At 42.6% G+C, this 20,875-nt stretch carries 20 protein-coding genes and 1 other RNA gene; 2 read left to right on the forward strand and 19 right to left on the reverse strand.

Annotated features, from left to right (window positions below; all coding sequences use genetic code 11):
* Positions 1-7: 7 nt before the first annotated feature.
* From KJS58_RS02305 to KJS58_RS02330, 6 genes are all read right to left on the reverse strand, one after another.
* Positions 8-1,339 (reverse strand): PhoH family protein, encoded by a 1,332-nt coding sequence (locus tag KJS58_RS02305; RefSeq protein WP_213530056.1) that lies wholly within the window; start codon positions 1,337-1,339, stop codon positions 8-10.
* 228 nt (positions 1,340-1,567) lie between these two features.
* Positions 1,568-2,632 (reverse strand): LCP family protein, encoded by a 1,065-nt coding sequence (locus tag KJS58_RS02310; RefSeq protein ID WP_213530058.1) that lies wholly within the window; start codon positions 2,630-2,632, stop codon positions 1,568-1,570.
* 182 nt (positions 2,633-2,814) lie between these two features.
* Positions 2,815-3,117, reverse strand: a complete 303-nt coding sequence (locus tag KJS58_RS02315) for a YlaH-like family protein (RefSeq protein WP_213530060.1) — start codon at positions 3,115-3,117, stop codon at positions 2,815-2,817.
* 59 nt (positions 3,118-3,176) lie between these two features.
* Entirely contained in the window at positions 3,177-5,018 is a 1,842-nt protein-coding gene (typA, locus tag KJS58_RS02320) for a translational GTPase TypA (protein ID WP_213530062.1), read from the reverse strand.
* A gap of 144 nt (positions 5,019-5,162) precedes the next feature.
* Positions 5,163-5,663 carry a hypothetical protein gene (locus tag KJS58_RS02325; RefSeq protein WP_213530064.1) on the reverse strand — a complete coding sequence of 167 codons (501 nt, stop codon included), beginning with the start codon at positions 5,661-5,663 and terminating at the stop codon, positions 5,163-5,165.
* Between the two features lie 264 nt (positions 5,664-5,927).
* The gene (locus KJS58_RS02330) at positions 5,928-6,587 is read right to left on the reverse strand and encodes a TerC family protein (protein WP_213530066.1); all 660 of its coding nucleotides are present in this window, start codon (positions 6,585-6,587) and stop codon (positions 5,928-5,930) included.
* A gap of 133 nt (positions 6,588-6,720) precedes the next feature.
* On the opposite strand from KJS58_RS02330, the gene KJS58_RS02335 reads away from it, so the two are divergent.
* Positions 6,721-7,407, forward strand: a complete 687-nt coding sequence (locus KJS58_RS02335; protein WP_213530068.1) for a TerC family protein — start codon at positions 6,721-6,723, stop codon at positions 7,405-7,407.
* A gap of 74 nt (positions 7,408-7,481) precedes the next feature.
* Here the strand turns inward: KJS58_RS02335 and thiI are convergent, their stop codons facing one another.
* From thiI to KJS58_RS02365, 6 genes are all read right to left on the reverse strand, one after another.
* Positions 7,482-8,699 (reverse strand): tRNA uracil 4-sulfurtransferase ThiI, encoded by a 1,218-nt coding sequence (gene thiI, locus KJS58_RS02340; RefSeq protein WP_213530070.1) that lies wholly within the window; start codon positions 8,697-8,699, stop codon positions 7,482-7,484.
* Positions 8,700-8,702: 3 nt separating this feature from the next.
* The gene (locus tag KJS58_RS02345; RefSeq protein ID WP_213530072.1) at positions 8,703-9,854 is read right to left on the reverse strand and encodes a cysteine desulfurase family protein; all 1,152 of its coding nucleotides are present in this window, start codon (positions 9,852-9,854) and stop codon (positions 8,703-8,705) included.
* Between the two features lie 128 nt (positions 9,855-9,982).
* Complete coding sequence (locus KJS58_RS02350; protein WP_213530074.1) at positions 9,983-10,684, reverse strand: lytic transglycosylase domain-containing protein; 702 nt, start codon at positions 10,682-10,684, stop codon at positions 9,983-9,985.
* Positions 10,685-10,824: 140 nt separating this feature from the next.
* Positions 10,825-11,220, reverse strand: a complete 396-nt coding sequence (locus KJS58_RS02355) for a hypothetical protein (protein WP_213530075.1) — start codon at positions 11,218-11,220, stop codon at positions 10,825-10,827.
* A gap of 75 nt (positions 11,221-11,295) precedes the next feature.
* Positions 11,296-11,514 carry a DUF1540 domain-containing protein gene (locus tag KJS58_RS02360; protein WP_201450717.1) on the reverse strand — a complete coding sequence of 73 codons (219 nt, stop codon included), beginning with the start codon at positions 11,512-11,514 and terminating at the stop codon, positions 11,296-11,298.
* Positions 11,515-11,649: 135 nt separating this feature from the next.
* Positions 11,650-12,153 carry a YpuI family protein gene (locus KJS58_RS02365; RefSeq protein ID WP_213530077.1) on the reverse strand — a complete coding sequence of 168 codons (504 nt, stop codon included), beginning with the start codon at positions 12,151-12,153 and terminating at the stop codon, positions 11,650-11,652.
* Between the two features lie 248 nt (positions 12,154-12,401).
* On the opposite strand from KJS58_RS02365, the gene KJS58_RS02370 reads away from it, so the two are divergent.
* Positions 12,402-14,285, forward strand: a complete 1,884-nt coding sequence (locus KJS58_RS02370; RefSeq protein WP_213530079.1) for a S8 family peptidase — start codon at positions 12,402-12,404, stop codon at positions 14,283-14,285.
* A 68-nt stretch (positions 14,286-14,353) separates the two neighbouring features.
* Here KJS58_RS02370 and KJS58_RS02375 read toward each other — a convergent pair whose 3' ends face one another.
* The 7 genes from KJS58_RS02375 to KJS58_RS02405 form a co-directional block, all read right to left on the reverse strand.
* The gene (locus KJS58_RS02375; RefSeq protein ID WP_213530081.1) at positions 14,354-14,602 is read right to left on the reverse strand and encodes a hypothetical protein; all 249 of its coding nucleotides are present in this window, start codon (positions 14,600-14,602) and stop codon (positions 14,354-14,356) included.
* A 190-nt stretch (positions 14,603-14,792) separates the two neighbouring features.
* An RNA gene (gene rnpB, locus KJS58_RS02380) (RNase P RNA component class A) lies at positions 14,793-15,194 on the reverse strand.
* Between the two features lie 70 nt (positions 15,195-15,264).
* Positions 15,265-16,380, reverse strand: a complete 1,116-nt coding sequence (locus tag KJS58_RS02385) for a Nif3-like dinuclear metal center hexameric protein (protein WP_213530082.1) — start codon at positions 16,378-16,380, stop codon at positions 15,265-15,267.
* Positions 16,356-17,123, reverse strand: a complete 768-nt coding sequence (locus KJS58_RS02390) for a tRNA (adenine(22)-N(1))-methyltransferase (RefSeq protein ID WP_213530084.1) — start codon at positions 17,121-17,123, stop codon at positions 16,356-16,358. Before KJS58_RS02390 ends, KJS58_RS02385 begins: the two co-directional genes overlap by 25 nt.
* 212 nt (positions 17,124-17,335) lie before the next feature.
* A complete protein-coding gene (gene rpoD / locus KJS58_RS02395; RefSeq protein ID WP_160034146.1) occupies positions 17,336-18,466 on the reverse strand; it encodes an RNA polymerase sigma factor RpoD in 1,131 nt (376 codons plus the stop codon).
* 44 nt (positions 18,467-18,510) lie between these two features.
* Positions 18,511-20,331 carry a DNA primase gene (gene dnaG / locus KJS58_RS02400; RefSeq protein WP_213530086.1) on the reverse strand — a complete coding sequence of 607 codons (1,821 nt, stop codon included), beginning with the start codon at positions 20,329-20,331 and terminating at the stop codon, positions 18,511-18,513.
* A gap of 45 nt (positions 20,332-20,376) precedes the next feature.
* On the reverse strand, positions 20,377-20,832 hold the full coding sequence (locus KJS58_RS02405) for a YaiI/YqxD family protein (protein WP_213530088.1): 456 nt from the start codon (positions 20,830-20,832) through the stop codon (positions 20,377-20,379).
* Between the last annotated feature and the right edge of the window lie 43 nt (positions 20,833-20,875).

The following is a 20,875-nucleotide window of genomic DNA, read 5'->3' on the forward strand; positions in this document are numbered from 1 at the left end:
TGTTCTCTTATAATAAATCAGCTGCGAGTTGCGCGAGCTTTGATCGTTCTCCTTTTTCAAGCATAATATGTCCGCTAATCCCTTCCTGACGGAAACGTTCCACAATATAAGTGAGTCCATTACTTGATGAATCCAGATAAGGATGGTCGATCTGTTCCGGATCCCCCATGAGAATGATCTTACTTCCTTCCCCTACTCGGGAAACAATGGTTTTTACTTCATGTCTGGACAAATTCTGAGCTTCATCGATAATAATAAACTGTCCTGGTATCGACCTTCCTCGAATATAAGTTAAGGCCTCAACTTGGATACTGCCAAGCCCCATCAAAATCTTATCAATATCACCTGATTTTTTCGTATCAAATAAAAATTCGAGATTATCATAAATAGGCTGCATCCAAGGACGTAGCTTCTCATCCTTCTCTCCAGGTAGATAACCTATATCTTTTCCCATCGGTACGACCGGTCTTGCAATCAGAAGTTTTTTATATTTATGATCATCTTCCACTCTAAGCAGTCCTGCTGCTAAAGCAAGCAACGTTTTGCCTGTTCCAGCTTTTCCTGTAATTGTAACCAACGGAATTTCATCATTTAATAAAAGTTCGAGAGCCATCCGTTGCTGTGCATTTCTCGCTACGATGCCCCATACAGGATCATTACTTAAATACAGCGGCTCCATCTTCGTTCCTTCTTGATTTACTTTTAGTAAGGCTGATTTCCCTGTACCCATCTCATCCTTAAGAATAACAAACTCATGCGGATATAGAGCATAAGGCAGCTGTAAAGGCTTAATAGGAAGAAATCGATACGTATAAAACTCATCAATGACGGAAGGATGAACTTTAATTGTAGAATAACCAGGATATAAATCACTAGGATCCGCCGTACGATCGGATAAATAGTCTTGCGTATATAAACCAAGCACATCCGCTTTGATTCGGACAAGCACATCTTTACTTACGAGAACAACCTGATCCGCTTCCTCCTTTTCTTGCTCTTCGAGGTGATAGTTTAGCGCGACAGCCAAAATACGATTATCATTCGTCACTTCCCCGAACATCTCCTGCACTCGAACAAAACTGCGATGATTTAGTTCCACCTTTAATCTGCCGCCTTCTGGCAATGGTACCCCGCTGTGCAGGTGACCCTGCTCCCTTAAGCCGTCTAATAAACGCGATACATATCTTGCATTGCGTCCAATCTCGTCCGCATTTCGCTTCTTCGAGTCAATTTCCTCTAAGACAACTGCTGGAATGACGACCTCATGCTCATCAAAAGCATAAATGGCGCCCGGGTCATGAAGCAGCACATTCGTATCCAATACAAAAATTTTTTTCATTGGTATCCCCTCCAAGGCGGCGTCTTTTAAGCACAGTTAGGCAAGCTTTGTAGCAGCGGTAAGGACAATCTTGCATCCCATATTTCAATGTATTCGTTAAGGAGCAAATAATTGTTCATTTTCCTGAAAATATCCTGAGATAAACCAATTTATTTATGAAAAGCATTAAATGGAGCCAAAAAAACCCCAGTGAATTGGGTTCACTGGGGTTCTGAAGCCTCGTTCCTACTATTCACTAGAAGTAGAGTTAACAAAGACGTGTTCACCTGCAAGTTCCTGTGCGAGTGCTTCTTTGGCTTTCGTTAATTCATTTTGATTAATATATACATAAGGGCTGTTCCAGGTTCCTGTCACCGGTACAAAATTCACGTTATCCTTTGACATGTCCCAGTAAGCAGAGATGAAATTTTTCACTTGATCACTTTCTACGGTAGTCGTGATGTTATCACTTACTGCTCCCACCACTTTTCCAATTTTCACTATACCACCAAGTGATTTCATCTGATCCATCATCGATTGCAGCACTTCGTTTTGACGCTGATTACGAGAGAAGTCATCTGAAGCTGGCGTCTTCGGATCACAATTCGATTTACGATAACGTACATAATCGAGTGCTTGATCTCCACTCAGATGCTGCGGGCCTTTTTTGATATTAATGTCTGTGCCATCGGCATTATCTTTGTAGCACATATTCTGCGATGCATTTACGTCAACACCGCCAAGTGCATCTACTGCGTCTGAGAAAGCCTGAAAGTTCAGAACCGTCACATAATCAATATCTAGGTCTAAGTATTTGCTCAGCATCACGCGCATTTCTTCTTCGGCGGTTATTCCTGACTCTTTTTCTGCAGCCTTAAACCTAGGATAGTAGGCATTAAGCTTGCGCTGTGAATAACCATCAAGCTGAATCAGTGTATCCCTCGGTAAAGATACAAGGGTAGCCGAGTCTGTAGCTGGATTCATCGAAGCCACCATAACGACATCGGTAAGATGAGTATTCGTTTTTTCGCGATAGTCTGTACCCAGAATCAACATCGTCAGCGGTTTTACCTTAGCTGAATCCTCCGCAGCAACGGGTGAATCCGTTCCCGTATTGATTACATTGTTATAAATCATATATAAATAGCCGCCGCCTGCCACTACACCGAGAATTACAAAGATCATAATCAATTTCATTAATTTACGAAAAGGGCTTTTCCTTTTCTTCTTCTGATGTTGGTCTTGTTTCCCATTAGAAGGAGGCTTCTTATCTCCCTGATTTCGAGGAGGAAGTCCATTAGAACCTATACTCATTCTCTCAACACCTTTACCTGTTTCTATCATTCTGACTTCTACTTATATTACCGCTTTTTATCGGTTTATATCAAATCTATAGAAATAAATACCCTTAAATAAGGAGAAGACCGCTCAAAGAGCGGTCTTCTCCATTACATTTATGAAATCGTATTGGGTATGCACCCTATAACTCTTTCGGCTTACATCTTACCTGTCTGTCCAGATGCTTGTGTCTTTTTCTTCTGACGTCCTTCGACGAAATAACGAATTCGGACTAGCAGCATCAGTCCCACAGCAACAAGTAAACATTGTATAATTGGCAGTTTATCAATTTGGAAAATAAGCAGCATGAAAGCACCTATGGCCATAAAGATGTACAGTAATATCTCTTTCGGTAATGACAATTTTTGCTGTGGACGAAATACCTTATTGTAGACATACGTGATCAGTACAAAAATCACCACATAACTTATGATCGGGTGTGACGCTAACCATGCTTGCATGGCGAGTCAACTCCTTCCTTAGGTTCATGCTCTCTTTTCCTTATCTTAACTGAAGACGATTAAGAGTTAGCTTGCGCCATCTTACGATGTTTCTCAGCACGTTCGCGCTCACTCTTATTAAGAATTTTCTTGCGAAGACGCACCGATTTAGGAGTAATCTCGCAATATTCATCATCATTCAAGTATTCAAGAGCTTGCTCAAGAGAGAAAATAACTGGAGTCTTCATTTTAACTGTATCGTCTTTAGATGCAGAACGAACGTTAGTCAATTGTTTTTCCTTACAAATGTTCACGACGATGTCGTTGTCACGGTTGTGCTCACCAACGATCATACCCTCATAAACTTCAGTTCCTGGCTCAAGGAATAACGTTCCGCGATCCTCTACCCCAATCATACCGTAGAAAGTAGATACTCCGCTCTCACTGGATACGAGTACGCCTTGGTGACGACCGCCGACTTGTCCGCCCACGAGTGGACCATAGCTGTCAAATGCATTATTCATTACACCATAACCGCGAGTAAGGGTCAGGAAGTTTGTACGGTAACCAATGAGTCCACGTGCTGGAATCAGGAATTCAAGACGAACTTGACCGTTTCCGGAGTTCACCATGTTCACCATTTCCGCTTTACGTGATCCAAGGCTTTCCATAACAGCTCCCATGCTGTCTTCCGGAATATCAATCAGAAGACGCTCAATCGGCTCCATTTTCTTACCATCGACTTCTTTAACGATAACTTCTGGTTTGGATACAGCAAGTTCATATCCTTCACGGCGCATGTTCTCAATCAAGATACTAAGGTGAAGTTCACCACGACCTGAAACAATATACGCATCCGGGCTGTCTGTTTCTTCTACACGAAGACTCACGTCTGTTTCGAGCTCTTTGAAGAGACGATCACGAAGTCTGCGGGAAGTAACCCATTTACCTTCACGGCCAGCAAAAGGACTTGTATTTACAAGGAATGTCATTTGAAGTGTAGGCTCATCGATTTTTAGAACCGGCAAAGCTTCAGGGTTATTCGGATCAGCAATGGTTTCGCCGATGTTGATATCTTTGATTCCGGCAATAGCAACGATGTCGCCTGCGCCCGCTTCGGCTACTTCTATGCGTTTCAACCCTTGGAAACCAAACAATTTCTCAATACGAGCAGATTTCATACCACCATCACGAAGCATTACCGTAACAGGTTGTCCTTGTTTAATTACACCACGGTTTACACGTCCGATAGCGATACGACCAAGGTATTCATTGTAGTCCATCAAAGTAACGAGGAATTGAAGGGGTTCTTCCACACTTTCGGTTGGATGCGGGATGTGGTCTACGATTGTTTCGTACAGGCTCATCATGTTGTCGTCTTGTTTCTCAGGGTCAAGACTAGATGTACCGTTCAAAGCGGAAGCATATACAACTGGGAAGTCAAGCTGTTCGTCATTTGCACCTAGTTCGATAAACAGATCAAGTACTTCATCAATTACTTCAGCTGGACGTGCAGCCGGACGGTCAATCTTATTAACAACTACGATCGGAGTAAGGTTATGCTCAAGTGCTTTACGAAGTACAAACTTCGTCTGTGGCATACATCCCTCGTAAGCATCGACAACGAGAAGTACACCGTCAACCATTTTCATGATCCGTTCTACTTCGCCGCCAAAGTCAGCGTGTCCTGGAGTATCCACAATGTTAATGAGGAAATCTTTATAGTTGATTGCCGTATTTTTAGCTAGGATAGTAATTCCGCGTTCACGTTCTATATCATTAGAGTCCATTACGCGTTCTTGTACAGCCTCGTGATCACGGTATGTTCCTGATTGTTGAAGCAATTTGTCAACTAACGTCGTTTTCCCGTGGTCAACGTGGGCAATAATCGCAATATTGCGAATGTTTTTTCTTACATGCATGGTTTGTATCCATATCCTTTCCAAAATCAAGTCTATTTGTAAATAAAACGGAATGCTCAAAAAAGAAGCGCCGGATCATCCGAGCGCGCTTAATCCACTTATATCCCTTATATTATAGACTAAATTCGTCAAAAATCAAGTCTATTATCTTCGAAATCTGCGATTTGGTTTCGGTCTGCCAAAAATGAGCCAAATGCCTGCGAAGATTAAAATGGCCGCAAATAGATAGATGAATCCGGTCGTAAGAAGCGTTATAAATAAAAGAACGATCGAAACAGCAAGCCCTATAATCGAAGTGGAATAAATGGTTGCCGGTCTTGGGTACTCAAATAAGGCGTACTCGAAAAGCCCCAGGGCGATACCAAAAATAAAAACCGGCCAAAGATAGGCAAGCAGATACCATCCGGTCAGATTGCAGACCAGAAATAAAATTCCATAGACTGTAAATACTCCAGCTGGAATGAGGATCACCGTACTTGTTTTTCTTAAAAAGTAATACAGATGCAGTAAAATACCAGGTATCAATAGAACAAGCGGCCAAAAGTTTCGTCCAATATAACCAAATACACCAAGTTTACCTAGCAAAATAACAAGACCGGCTACCGCGATGAATATGCCGATAGCACGTTCGTTTCTTCCTCTCACGATCCCTTCACCTCATCCATCAAAAATAATATATTTGTTGTTTCTTATTGCCTTAATGATTATCCTGTTTCCAAAAACACAAAGGACTGAGCACCCGATCTATGTATAGTTTATCCTATGTTTTTACAAAAAACTACTCTGTCAGCTAATTCCATTCTTCTTAGATGAAAGCAGGTGCCTCTATACTCTTAGCATAACCAAATCAAACAAAAAACCGGCAATTTCTGCCGGTATCTTTCCTATTAAATATCCTCATAAAGAATACTAAACACGGTAGTGTATCAATTTTCGAAAAACACCGCTAACCATAATACATACAGCAGCAATGGCAGGAATTAACCCCTGATATCCAAACAGATATTGCTGTAGCCAGATGCCTAGTTTCGGATCGCGAAGCAGCATTTCTCCTGCCGTATACGCTAAGATTGCAGACCCTGCAAATACGAGAATCGGATATTTTTGCAATAAAGTTACGATAATTCCGCTCCCCCATACGACGATAGGTATGCTTATCGCAATTCCGATAACGATCAGAGCAAGGTCTCCGTCTGCGATGGCCGCGATCGCTAAAACATTGTCCAGACTCATCACAAAATCTGCAACAAGAATCGTTTGAATGGCACTCCACAGTGTGGAGGACTCACGGACATTCACCTCTCCTGTATCTTCGAGCAGCAGCTTGAATGCGATATAAAGAAGCATCAGTCCACCCGCTGCCTGAATGTACGGAATTTCGAGTATAAGCACCGCAACAAAGGTCAGGATACATCTTAATAAGACGGCACCGAATGCGCCCCACCAAACAGCTTGTCTTCTTCTAGGTTCCGGCAGATTACGACTTGCTAGTGCAATAACCACTGCATTATCTCCGCTAAGCACAAGATTGATCATAAGTATTTGTGCCAGCAACCATAGCTCGTTCATACGTTACGAACACCCCCATACATTAGATGTATGTTCACGTTGCCAAGCCTATGCTTGACGATGTTCGGGCAGAGGAATATAATGAATTCCGATTTATACCAAACAGAGCGTTTTAATAAAAGGAGTGACCTACATGAATTTCAGCGAGTTTATAGTCAGCTTGCTGCAGGTTGTATTTATCGACCTTATACTGGCCGGCGATAATGCAATCGTCATCGGACTCGCTGCCCGAAATTTGCCTCAGGAAACTCAAAAAAAAGCGATTATATATGGTACCGGCGGTGCTGTCTTAATTCGGATTGCAGCTACGGTTGTCGTACTATGGCTGTTGCAGATTCCTTGGCTGTTACTTGTAGGAGGCGTGCTTCTAATCTGGATCGCCTATAAGTTGCTTGCGGATCAAGAGGACGAGCATACCGAAGTAAAAGCAGGAGTTTCCTTATGGACAGCAGTAAAAACGATTGTTATTGCCGACGCAGCTATGGGTATCGATAATGTAATCGCTGTGGCAGGTGCGGCAGAACAACATTTACTTCTCGTTATTTTAGGATTGTTAATTAGTGTGCCGATTATTGTCTGGGGAAGTACGCTGTTTATTAAGCTCATCAACCGCTTTCCGTGGATTATTTTCCTGGGTGCTGCGGTCCTTGGTTATACCGCTTCCAACATGATTACAGAGGAGAAAGTGCTTGAACCCTTCTTTACCGCACATCCTGTAATACGTATTCTATTCATTGCGTTTGTCATTGCAGGCGTACTCTTTGCAGGCTATCGCAAACAAAAAAGTGCGAAGCACGGTCAGCAGCATTCTTATTCGTAAAATTCATTGCAAAAAGAGCTGTCTTTATACATCCAGCGGATGATAGAGGCAGCTCTTTTCGTATGATCCTATATTTATAACCAATCCTCTTCGATCGCGCTGGATTCGAGATCCTTGCCGTCTCCAAGCGTGATCGTTTCCGTATTAGCTACGGCTTGTTCTAATAGTTCAGACAAATTTTCAATAGATGCTTCCAACTTCTCTACAATCCGAAGGTTCGGATTGGTTGCTGGAGATTTAGGAACAAATAAAGTACAGCAGTCCTCATAAGGCAAAATGGATAATTCATAGGTCCCAATTTCCTCTGCTATTTTTACAATTTCCATCTTGTCCATCATAACAAGCGGCCGCAGAAGAGGCAGAGCCGTTGCTCTTCCGATGACATTCATACTGCCAAGCGTCTGACTCGCAACCTGACCGAGACTATCCCCGCTAACAATAGCAAGGGCTCCTTCACGTTCCGCCAACATGGTTGCAATGCGGAGCATAGAACGACGCATTAAAGTAATGATCAGATTGTCCTGTCCCAATTGGGTAAACGAAGTTTGCACCTCCGTAAAAGGAACCAGATGCAGCTTGATCTCGCCCGAATATCCAGCCAGCACTCTAGCAAGGTCAATAACTTTGTCCTTGGCTTTCTGGCTGGTAAAAGGAAAACTGAAAAAGTGAACCAGTTCGAGTTCCAATCCTCTTTTCATGGAAGACCAGGCTGCTACAGGCGAATCAATTCCTCCTGATAACAACATCATTGCCTTGCCATTCGTCCCTCTTGGAAAACCTCCTACAGCGGAAAAAGATTCGAAAAAGAGGTACGTTCCTGTCTCCCTGATTTCGATTTTTAGTTCGATATCCGGTTTTCGTACATCAACTTTAAGTTCTTGGAACGTACGCAGCAAAGGTGATCCTACCAGATGATTCATTTCATGAGAGGAGTGCTCAAACCCTTTCCATACACGTCTGGCATTCACTTTAAATGTTGTACCCGGGGCAGGGCGCATCTCCTTCATGAATGCAAGCGAAGTATCTACAATTTCATCCAGTTCTGAGGCCGTTACCTTGACAGGACTGATCGAAACAAGTCCGAAAATTTTTCGTAAATCCTCGATTACAGCCAAATAGTCATGTCCGCCAAGCCCCACATACATCCGTCCATATTCTTCTACGATGGTAGCTCCGGGGTATGCAGTAAGCTTCGATTTCACATGACTTTTTATTGATTTTTCAAAACGTCTGCGGTTTTTACCTTTTAACGTAAATTCTCCAAAACGAAGAAGTAGCATATCGTATTTCATGTCTTAGCGGTTCCACCCTTCAAAATTAACCAGTCTTTTCTTCATTTCCCGTAGTGCGTGTATTAATTGATCGATATGTTCTTCGGTATGAACATCCCCCAAGCTAATTCGTATACCCGAACGCGCAGCTTTTTCCGATTTTCCCATCGCCAGAAGTACTCTGCTCGGTTCTGTATACTTGGAGGAACAAGCCGACTGTGTGGAAACAACCACACCCAGCTGCTCAAGTGTATGCAATATTACCTCTGCTTTCATACCAGGATAAGAGAAATGCACAATATGCGGCGCACCTTCAGGAGAGCTGTTCAGTTCCCATTCGGGATAACGATGAATTTCCTCCATTAAGCGATCTCTAAGCGGTATGAGGCGGGCGTAAAGATCAGATCTATTTTCTTCTGCTAAACGAATGGCTTTCGTCATACCAGCGATCAGCGGAATGTTCTCTGTCCCGGCCCGAACTCCCCCTTCCTGGGAACCCCCTGACAATAGCGGAGCAAGTTCGAGACCTGATCTAACATAGAGAAGTCCCGCACCTTTCGGTCCGCGTATTTTATGAGCAGATATACTATATAAGTCAATCCCCGAGTGGACAAGATCTACCTTTATTTTGCCAAAAGCCTGAACACCATCTACATGGAAAATAACCTTTGGATGTTGTTTCTTAAGTTTGCGTCCAATCTCTGCAACAGGATGAATTGCACCCGTTTCGTTATTTACATGCATTAGGCTTACCAAGATGGTATCTTTTCGCACTGCTTGAAGAACATCTTCCACATTCACCCGGCCTTTGGAATCCACTGGCAGATAAGTGATATCATACCCCATTCGCTCCAAAAACCGAAAACTTTCATATACCGATGCATGTTCAGTTTTCGTTGTTATCATATGTTTACCACGAGAATGATAGCGCAGGGCAACCCCTTTAATCGCCATATTATTACTTTCGGTAGCTCCCGAGGTGAAAATAATTTCAGATGCTTTGACACCCAGTGCTTTCGCACAGACTTCACGTGATTTGTTGAGCAATTTTTCAGCATTTTCTCCATATCCATGAATAGAGGAAGCATTCGCAAAATGTCGGTTCATCACTTCACTGACCGTCGTGATCACATCAGGATATGGCGGAGTTGATGCTGCATAATCAAAATAAAGCAATGGTTTCACCTCCTTAGGCACATGACCTTTCTTTGTATTAAAAAAGCAAAAAGACCAATGAAAGAAAGGTTCATTCCCATGACCTTCTCATGTGATCTTTTTCGCAGATCTATACAGTTATAAAATAATCAGACAGTGTATTTCGCCTGGGCCTGTTCTATTTTAGTAATATAGCGCTGCGTTTCAAGCGGTAAACGGCTCATTACCGTCATCAGTTCCTCATCGGTATCAACGCCTAGACGTCCGACTCTGCCTGGGCCTGCATTATACGCAGCAAGAGCCAGCTTCTCCTCACCGTTAAAACGCTGAAGCTGATATGATAAATATCGTGTGCCCGCATCTATACTTTGGGCCGGGTCGAATGCATTCGTAACCCCTAAACCTGCTGCTGTACCATCCATAAGCTGCATAAGGCCTTTTGCCCCAGCACTCGATACTACATTTGGATTAAAGGAAGATTCCGTATCAATAACAGCTTTGATCAAAGACTCAGATACGCCGTATTTTAGACTTGCCTGTTTAATTAATGCATCGTAATCTGTGGAAATCGCTTCATGGGCTGCGGATATAGAATCCGAAGAAGTCCCAGGGGCAGCACTTACATTACCCAGCTCCTCTGTTACTGTTCCGTTTCCAAGATGCATCCATAAAAGTCCATCCTCACGATTTGAAATCGTTCTTGAACTGGGCTGCTCTGGATTCTGCCCTACTTGTCCCAATACTTGTTCAAAAGATGCAGCAGGATTGCTGTCATTTGAAACTGAATTCGACGACTGAGAAGGTGAAGATAAGTCATACCAAAGGGTATTCCTCACCGGATCAATATGCATGTATAAATGGCCTCCCATTTGTTTTGTCCATGCTCTATTGTAACGCTATGAACTTGAAGTGCCAAGACCTGTTTTTACTGTACGATATAAAATCACAAAAACAGGCAACTCTAAATTCAGAGATGCCTGCCAATACATTTTTACTGATAGTAAGTGAACATGACAAGAAAGGAGTAACTTAAGAGCGCGGCAATCCCGATGCCTACCGCCCATCCTCCAACCGTTCGTCTTCCTTCTTTAAAAGCATAATAACCAAGGACAATTCCGATCGTACCAAGCACAAAAGACCATACGAATAAAGAGATAAAAGATATGGCGAGTCCAAGGTAACCGATCCGATAGGAGGCGAGACTCTCTGTCTTGGTCCCCTCTTCTTTACTTTCCACCGGTTCCTCATAACCTTTTGTGCCGGGAAGTGGAGAAGTTAACTCAGCTGCATATTCTTCTCGCTGCCTGAGCCCATGCTGGTGCTCCTTGCGTGGATAATCAATTCGTTCTCTTACCGGCTTTACATCGTATTTTTTTGAATCTGTCATGATGCAGGCACCTCCGAAGCAATAAAGCTTTACAAGGTAAGGTAGTTGCAAGGTGTAATGTACATCATCCAATGTTTAATGTTTTGGTTTAAAAGTATGGCAACAAGTCGCAGAAGAAGTAGAAGCTACATCTTTATGCTCGGAATCAAAGGTTTCACCTGCATATTCTTCTTTCAAGTGCTTCGTTGCATAAGCATCAATATTGATCATAATTAAATCTGCTTTGCAAAAGTTTTCTTCACCCCAATAGGAACAGTTAGATACACTGCATCTTACAATTGGTTTATCACTCATTGTTATCACCTCTTTACTATCGTTCCCCTTTCTAAAGTGGTTATGCACAGCCCTCTTTCCCTTCTTTATTGTGAAAAATAAAAAAAGCCGCACATGGCGGCCTCAATTGTATTTATAAGATTATAACGTAAACGCTTAGGCGTGATTGCGCTGATTTTGCATTCTTCGCTGTGTCAGATAATCACTTTCATAGTAGTTAAGATCATCTCTAAGCTCTTCGTAAGTTTTAGTTATTTCCATAATAATGTCACGTGCTGAGCGAACGGGTTTTACACGGAAACGAATTGCATCTTGTCCTGTATAAGCATAACGTCCATCTTCCGAATAGCACTCATTTCTCGGATAAAAAAAGCTGTTTACACTTTGATGGTACAAATGGTAAAGAGCTTTCTCGGCGAAATCAACGTCAAAATTCGCACGACGTAACACAGTCCCCAGTTTCTCATAAGAAACCTCAGAAAACACTAGCAAATGGCGTAAGTCAGAAAGAAATCCTTGGTAAAATAGTACGGTTTCCTCATCTTGATCAGCAGACAGTTGAGCAAGTGAATGTTCATTCAGAAACGTTTCTAACTTTTCTATTGCAGGTTTCAATTTCTCTCGTGCGGATTCACATAACTTCTGCACATTGGCTGACATAAAGGTAGTTCCCCCTTAAAGAAATAAGTCCTTATAGACCTCTTGTACAATGATCTGCATTTTGAATCAGACTGTTACCAGTAATTCTCAGCTACTATCCTATCATAAAATAATAACAAGCGGTACTTAAATAAAACTTATGGATGAAGTTTTTGAATTTCCGAGTCATATCCGTATAAAATAGGCTTTTCCTCCTCACGCTAAAGAGACCTGATCCCACTTAAAATAGCAGGAGGAATTTAGTTTACATGAGGAAAAATAATTGGATTTACCTGGCCCTTATTGTGGCCGCTTCTATCTTGGTTATTACTCTGCTCTTACCTTCTCAGGATAAAAACAACACAGCTGAACCGCCTGCTCCAAAACAAGAACAGCAGCTGAAACAGCAATATAAATCTCAGGATGTTCAGACGACGGAGCGTTTATCACGAATGGATGCCGAGCAGCATTTGCAGAATATGCTCAAAGAGTTAAAGCTTGCAGACGAAGCAGAAATCACTTCCTACATCGATAAGCTCCAGTCCTCTCATCATCAGCTGCATACACTGATTTGGATGAATCTTAAGGATGGAACCTCTACATCTTATTCATTAGAGAAAAACAAGCAAAAACCTGTTCTCGAAAAAAATCAGCAGCTGATGTCCAGTATTAAATCGGCTAAACAAGCATTACGTAAGCATAAGTCTTATGAATCTAATTCTATGCTGCTCGGAGAAGAGAAATACTTTGTTGTCGGTCAGCCTGCTCTAGATGGTAAGCATGCCGTGGTTGCTGTGATGAGCCAGCATATTCTTAACGATGTGGAAGAACATCAGCGCCGCAACCTGCGTATGATCCCCTATCCAAAAGAAGGGAAATATAACGTGAATTCCGTACTTCCTGGATCTTTAAAAGGGATGACAGTAAAAACGGGACATGACAACCAAAATGCAAGTCATTACTATGAGAATGAAATTGTAATTCGCTTTAAAGAAGACCCCTCAACAGACAAAATGGAACAGATTAAGAAAGAAATTAAACTTGACCATGTTCATAAAATGGGTGAAACCTATGTATTTAAGTCAAAGGACAAAGACTACGAAGCTTTAGCGTCGTACTTTAAGAAGAATTGGGATCCTATGTATACAGAGCCTCATTATCTGTATCTAACTAACGAATCATCTGATGACAACTTACGTGCAGGCAACATTCCGAACGATTTACTCTTCTCCAGATATCAATGGAACCTACCTGCAACGGAAACCAATAAAGGCTGGTCTTTGTCCAAAGGTAGCGATAATGTTACCATTGCCGTCGTTGATACGGGAGTAGATCTGGATCATCCTGACCTGGAAGGACAGTTTGTGGAAGGCTTTAATGTCGTAAACCCAGCAGAGAAACCGTATGATGATGTAGGGCATGGAACGCATGTCGCTGGTATCATCTCTGCCAAAGTGAATAACAATGAAGGTGTGGCAGGAATGACCTGGTACAACAAAGTGATGCCGGTCAAAGTACTCGACTCATCCGGGTCTGGGACAACTTATGCGGTAGCTGAAGGAATTATATGGGCTACAGATCATGGGGCAAAGGTCATTAATATGAGCCTCGGAAATTATGCCGATGCTGAATTTTTACATGACGCAATCAAATACGCCTATGATCGCGATGTCGTTCTTATTGCAGCAACCGGTAATGATAATACGGAACGCCCTGGTTACCCGGCAGCGTACCCTGAAGTTTTTGCAGTATCTGCAACAGATGCGGCAATGAGACGAGCTGATTTTTCTAATTACGGAGATTATATCGATGTGGTGGCACCTGGAGCAAGTATTGCCAGCACTTATCCTGGAAATCAGTATGCTGCCCTGTCTGGCACATCCATGGCAAGCCCCCATGTAGCTGCTTTAGCAGGACTTATCCGCTCCGTCAATCCGGATCTCAGTAATGAAGAAGTGATGGATTTGATGCGTTCAAGCGTTATCGATCTTGGAGATTCAGGATATGACAAATATTTCGGATATGGACAAATCGATGTATATAAAGCACTCGAAAAAGCAGGAGCGAATGTAAAGGAAGACAGTCCTCTTCAATTTTGGCCACAAAACTTACGAAACAAAATGGAAGACACAGTAAAAAAATATGTAAAATAGCTTCACTAATAAATAAAAAAAGAGCAGACGAGGAGCCTAAGCCTCTGGTCTGCTCTTTTTCATCCGTACTATCTACGGCGATTTCGACCGCAGCAATTACCAACGTTACCCATTTGTCCTTCTTGATCGCTTTCTACTACAGCCCACTCATGAACGGGAACAGGAATAACATGGTGTTTGTTGATGATTTCTACAGGGTGAATAATCGGTTGAATCGCTTTGTGATAGTGATTTTTCACAACATGAACAGGTTCACAAACAATCGGCTTCAGGGTTGGGCAATGCTTTTTCATATGGTGATGTCCTTGATAATTCATAACTCAACAACTCCTTTTCTTGTGATAATATAATCTATTCGAAATCGTCTTATCGGATTGGATGTTTGTCTCCTAATGACAAAAATATATGTAATAAATAAAAAAAACGGCAGAATGTCATCCTTTTTGAGGATCAACACTGCCGTTTGTATTTACATTATTTACATTGTTAATGTTAGCTGTTGTCAGTTAGGAAAGTTTTCCGTAAGCCGGGTTCTGTACTCTTCGTGGTATCACGGGAACTACCCTCCCACTTCAAGCGACAATCATCTATCTAGGCCATTCATTGCTGAACAGCTCAAGCGACCAACCTAGACACACCTCGGGCTAAGGCCGTCACAAGTGACTGTGTCTCTTTAGGTCTTGCTCCAGATGGGGTTTACCAGGAACGAAGTCACCAGCGTTCCTCGGGGTCTCTTACACCTCGGTTCCATCCTTGCCTGTGCTGGCGATAAACCAGCCATCGGCGGTCCATTTCTGTGGCACTATCCTTCAACTCGCGCTGACTGGACGTTATCCAGCATCCTGCCCTATGGAGCCCGGACTTTCCTCTCGTGGCAACAAGGCCACCAGCGATTGTCTGTTAAACTTTCCAAAACAACATTACATATTATACTCGGAACTCTTGCTTCATACAAGTACAATTCCTGGGATTTATCTGTTTACACAAATTGAAATGGTTCTGTGTTTATTTCGGAAGCATGTACTTTTGTTTCATATCGATTTTGTTCCAGTTTAGAACGCAGCCATTTGGCTGTATTAGGCTTCATAATTTTCTCAATATTATGTCCTGGATCAATAATCGCAATCCCTGCCATTAAAGCATCTTGAGCAGTATGGTAGTCGATGTCTCCCGTTACAATGACGTCCGCACCTTTGAACAAGGCAGGATTTACATACCGGCTGCCTGAACCTCCAAGCACGGCTGCTTTCTTCACAGTACGATTCAAATCACCGACCACTCGAACTGTTTTGACATCGAACTGTTCTTTCACTGTATCTACGAGTGTCTGCAGTGAGACAGGTTCAGCCAATTTCCCTACTCTACCCAGACCAAGCGCTCGACCTTTCAGGTCCATATGATAGAGGTCATAAGCTACCTCCTCATACGGATGTGCTTTTAACATAGCCTGAACGACTTTGCTCTTTACAGACCCAGGAACGATCGTTTCGATCCGCACCTCTTCTACACGCTCCATTTGACCTTCTGAGCCAATAAAAGGCTTAGTTCCTGCTCCAGGTACAAAAGTTCCTACCCCGTCTATATTGAAGCTGCAGTGGCTGTAATCACCGATAGCACCGGCTCCTGCACCAAGAATGGCCTGCAGTACTTTTTCATGATGTGTCTTTGGTACAAATACCACCAGTTTATATAAGTTTTCTGTATGCAAATCCTCGAGAGGAGATCCATTCTGGATTCCGATCGCCTCTGCCATCCAGTCATTAATTCCGCCTTCTGCGACATCCAGGTTCGTGTGACTAATGTATACCGCAATATCATGCTTAATCAGCTTTTCATATAATTTCCCCATTGGAGAATCTGTATTAAGCGATTTTAATGGCCGAAATATAATGGCATGATGGGCAATAATTAAATCAGCTTGAATGCGGATGGCTTCATCAATAACCTCTTCTGTTACATCGAGAGCTACAAGAACGTTCTTGATTTCTTTCTGGAGCGTTCCTAGCTGCAGTCCAATCCGGTCATCAGGGACAGCCAAGTGTTTAGGTGCCAGCTGTTCCATATATGAAATTACAGTTTGTCCTTTTGCATACATAACAGTACCTCCTCAATCCGCTTCAACCTATTTTGAATCTCTTCGGCTTTTTCTTTTGCAGCAGGTAGATCTGAGTTAGACAATGATTTCAGTACATGTTTTAGCTTGTCCATTTCCCAGTGCCACTTTTTTATAAAGACAGGACCTCCTTGTTCTACTAAAAAAGGACCCATCGCGATTAGCTCATCCTTGCTCAGTTCGATTTCATTTTCCCCAGTACCGATTAATTTTGGTTCATAAATCTCATCATTGGCAATATGTGAAAAATAAGCGGGTACGGCAGCAATGACTTCATAAATCTTCCCGTCTTCTTCAATGATTCGTTCTGCTTCAACGACAAAATCATGTTCATATAACCATTTACGGAGTATATCTTCTCCAACATTAGGTTGCAGAATAAGCCGCGTGACACCTTCCAGCCTATGAATGCCTCGATCTAGGATAGCGGCAATCAGCGCTCCTCCCATACCTGCAATCGTAACTGTATCTACTTCTCCTGGTTCGATGACATCAAGGCCATCTCCTCTGCGCACTTCAATTTTCGCAGAAAGACCTGCGCTTGCCACTTGTTTCTTTGCAGCTTCAAACGGACCTTCGTTCAGCTCGCCCGCAATCGCCTTCACAGCTTGACCGCTGCGAACACAAGCTACCGGCAGAAGAGCATGATCTGAACCAATATCAGCAAGAACCCGCCCTGGGTCCATTAGATCATGTAATAGTTGCAATCTTTTTGACAATTTCACTTCACAACACCATCCATATTTACTTGGTTTACAGTCCAAGAGGACCTTCGCAGTAATGCATTCTCATTTGCAATCAGACAAAAAAAGAGCTAAAATAATGTTTATTAGCAAATTCAATACATTAGTTCCAAAAACAAGAAAACTTGTTCGTATTAATTATAAATAAAGAGGACCTCCTGCCACATCACACAGCAGAAGGCCCACTATTTCAACTATTCAAGAAAATCTTTCAGGCGTTTGCTGCGACTTGGATGGCGTAGCTTACGCAATGCTTTTGCTTCGATCTGACGAATCCGCTCACGTGTAACGCCAAACACTTTACCTACTTCTTCAAGTGTTCTTGTACGTCCATCATCAAGACCAAACCGCAAACGAAGCACATTCTCTTCACGCTCAGTCAGCGTATCCAGCACATCTTCCAGTTGCTCTTTAAGAAGTTCATAAGCTGCTGCATCTGCAGGAGCTAGTGCTTCCTGATCCTCAATAAAGTCTCCCAAATGAGAATCATCTTCCTCACCAATCGGTGTTTCCAGTGAAACCGGTTCTTGTGCAATCTTCGTAATTTCTCTTACTTTTTCTACACTTAGATCCATTTCCGCTGCAATCTCTTCCGGTGTTGGTTCGCGTCCCAACTCTTGTAGGAGCTGACGAGATACACGAATCAATTTGTTAATGGTTTCTACCATATGCACTGGAATACGAATGGTACGAGCCTGGTCGGCAATTGCACGGGTGATCGCCTGGCGAATCCACCAAGTTGCATACGTACTAAATTTGAAACCTTTATTATGGTCAAACTTCTCAACTGCTTTGATCAATCCCATGTTTCCTTCTTGAATGAGATCGAGGAAAAGCATACCACGACCAACATAACGCTTCGCAATACTTACAACGAGTCGTAAGTTAGCTTCTGCTAGACGGCGTTTTGCTTCTTCGTCTCCATTCATAATACGCTTAGCGAGTTCAACCTCGTCATCTGCGGATAGAAGTGGAACACGGCCGATTTCTTTCAAATACATACGCACCGGGTCATTAATTTTGATACCTGGAGGTAAGCTTAAATCATCATCAAAACGGAAATCATCACTATCATTGTTTTCGGAGTCTTCACTTGGACGAAGTGGGTTCTCCTCATCATTTTCATTCACTACATCGATTCCCAAATCACTGAGCTGTTCATAAAACTCATCCATTTGTTCTGGATCTTGATCAAATGGAGAAAGTTTCTCCATGATCTCTTTATAGTTTAACGATGCCCTCTTTTTACCTTGTTCAATCAGTTGGTCTTTTACTTGATCCAGCGTCAATTCTGTCTCTAGTTCAGTATGCTGATCATTCGCCATATTCCGACTCCCTCCTCCCTAGAAACATGCTATGCTAAAAACAATCACTGTCTCTCTAGGGTTATAATCTCACTTGCAATTTGTGCTGCACGCAAAAAGTCTCCGGATCGTTCGGCAGCAATCATTTCTTCTTTCTTTTGATCAATCTGCCTGAGTACAGGGTATTTAAGCACCTCTCGTATACAATCATCCAGGGCACTCTGATCCCACTGACCAGGAGCATCCATCATGGTGATCGAGCTCACTGTTTTTTCCAAGCGGTCATCCTGAAGGGATAACATAAACAACCCTGTATCCGGCGCTTTTCCTTGTGCGTAATAAGCATATAGATAAGCAGCAATTGCTGCATGATCGTTAATGTTAAAAGCCTCACCTAAATGTTCATTGACGTACCTTGCAGCTTCCTCGTCTTGAAGCATCCAGGATAGAAGCCTTCTCTCGGCCGCATGATAGGCAGGAAGAAGATTAGGTGTAGGAATCTGCCTATTTTGTTGCCTACCATTATTCCACCTGTTATCAATATTATCCCCAAAATGCTCGTTTTTTTGTATTTGTTGTCTTTCGAGGTTACATTCCTGCTTTAAGGTCTCGAAATCAACATCTACTTCAGATGAAAGTTCCCGAAGATATACTTCCCTTTCTGTTGGTGATGAGAGGGGAGCTATCAGTTTGATGGCCTCCCTTGAATAAGCGATTCGACCACCTTCTTCTAGCAGTATATGGTTTTTCTTCAGGTTTATAAGCTTAAATTTTATTGGAGACACTGCACCATCAATAATTTGATGGGTAAAGCGGTCACCGCCATGCTTTCGAATGAATTCATCCGGATCAAGTCCATCGGTTAGAAGCGCAATCTTTACTTCAAGACCAGCGGATTCCAAGATAGGCAAGTTTTTTAGTGCAGCAGCTTGTCCGGCTTTATCACCGTCATAACAAATAATTACCTCATCACTGAGTGATTTAAGCATTCGTGCTTGGTTTTCTGTTAATGCGGTTCCCATTCCAGCCACACCATTAAGAATATCATGCTCCCACGCAGAGATTACGTCCCCGTATCCTTCAAACAAAATCGTCTGTCCTTTCTTACGAATGGAAGACTTAGCATCATACATGTTATAGAGGATCCGACTTTTATTAAATAATCTCGTTTCGGGTGAGTTTAGATATTTGGGCTGGCCATCTCCCATGGTCCGTCCCGCAAAAGCAATTACCTTGCCGCTACTGCTTTTGATAGGAAAAATAATACGATCTCGAAAACGGTCTACATATCCCCCGCCTTCATGTCGAGAAGAAATGAGTCCGCCCTTCTCCATTTCTGGAAGAGAGAAAGAACGTTTCTCAAGAAATTGAACCAGTGTATTCCATCCTGCAGGAGCATAACCAATCTGAAAATGATCAATTGCCTTATCGTTCATACCCCGACCACGTAAATATTCTATTGCTGCTTTGCCGTACTCTGAATTTTTGAGTAGATAATGGTATAATTTCGCAGTGAGTTCGTTCGCCTGCAGCAAACGCTCCGTTTCCGGATTGTGGTGCGCAACATTACGTCCATGCCAATCCCCAAGAGGGATATGACTTTCTTCTGCCATTGACTTTACAGCCTCGGGGAAGGTTAATCCTTCGATTTCCATCCTAAATTTGATGGCATTTCCACCCTTGCCGCAACCGTAGCAGTAGAAAATCTGGCGTTCTGGTGTAACCGTAAACGAAGGGGTATTCTCTGAATGAAACGGGCAAAGGCCCTTCATGTATTTGCCCTGCTTGGTCAGATGTACAAATTTACTTACCGTGTCTACGATATCATTACGCTGAAGAACTGATTCGATAACACTTTCCGGTATGTTACCCTGTCCGGCACTCATCCTAACCACCTTCATCTCTTAACACGTAAATATAATTCGCTAAACTCACACAAACTCCTGCAAATCTTTCAAAAGTTTTGTCAGTTTATGTTGAAATGTCCTTCGATCCTCATCTGTCAGTGGCTTCGGACCTTTCCCATAATGACCCCTTTTTCTTGCTTTTGCATGAGTATGTCTAGAATCAAGCAGAAAATCGATGTCCTGATTATCAATTATTTTTCCTCGAAAAGTAATAACACTGCAGTTCTTGGCTAGAGCCAGTGCAGCAAGTCCATAATCTTGAGTCACAACCACATCATGAGCACGTATATGATTCGCAATGTAAAGATCGGCACTCTGATCGCTGCGATCTACTTGGATTACCGTTACCCCTTCTGCTGCCTCTAACCGGTGATCAAATGAAGATACCATTAGCACATGCATGTCAAACCTAGAAGCTGTTTCTGCAATTTCACGTTTTACGGGGCAAGCATCGCCATCGACGACAATTCGCCTTTGCATATCTCCATCACCCGTCTCTTTTTAAATTCAGTCCGGGATATTA

Source organism: Paenibacillus sp. J45TS6 (assembly GCF_018403285.1).
In the GTDB taxonomy this organism is placed as follows: Bacteria; Bacillota; Bacilli; order Paenibacillales; family Paenibacillaceae; genus Paenibacillus.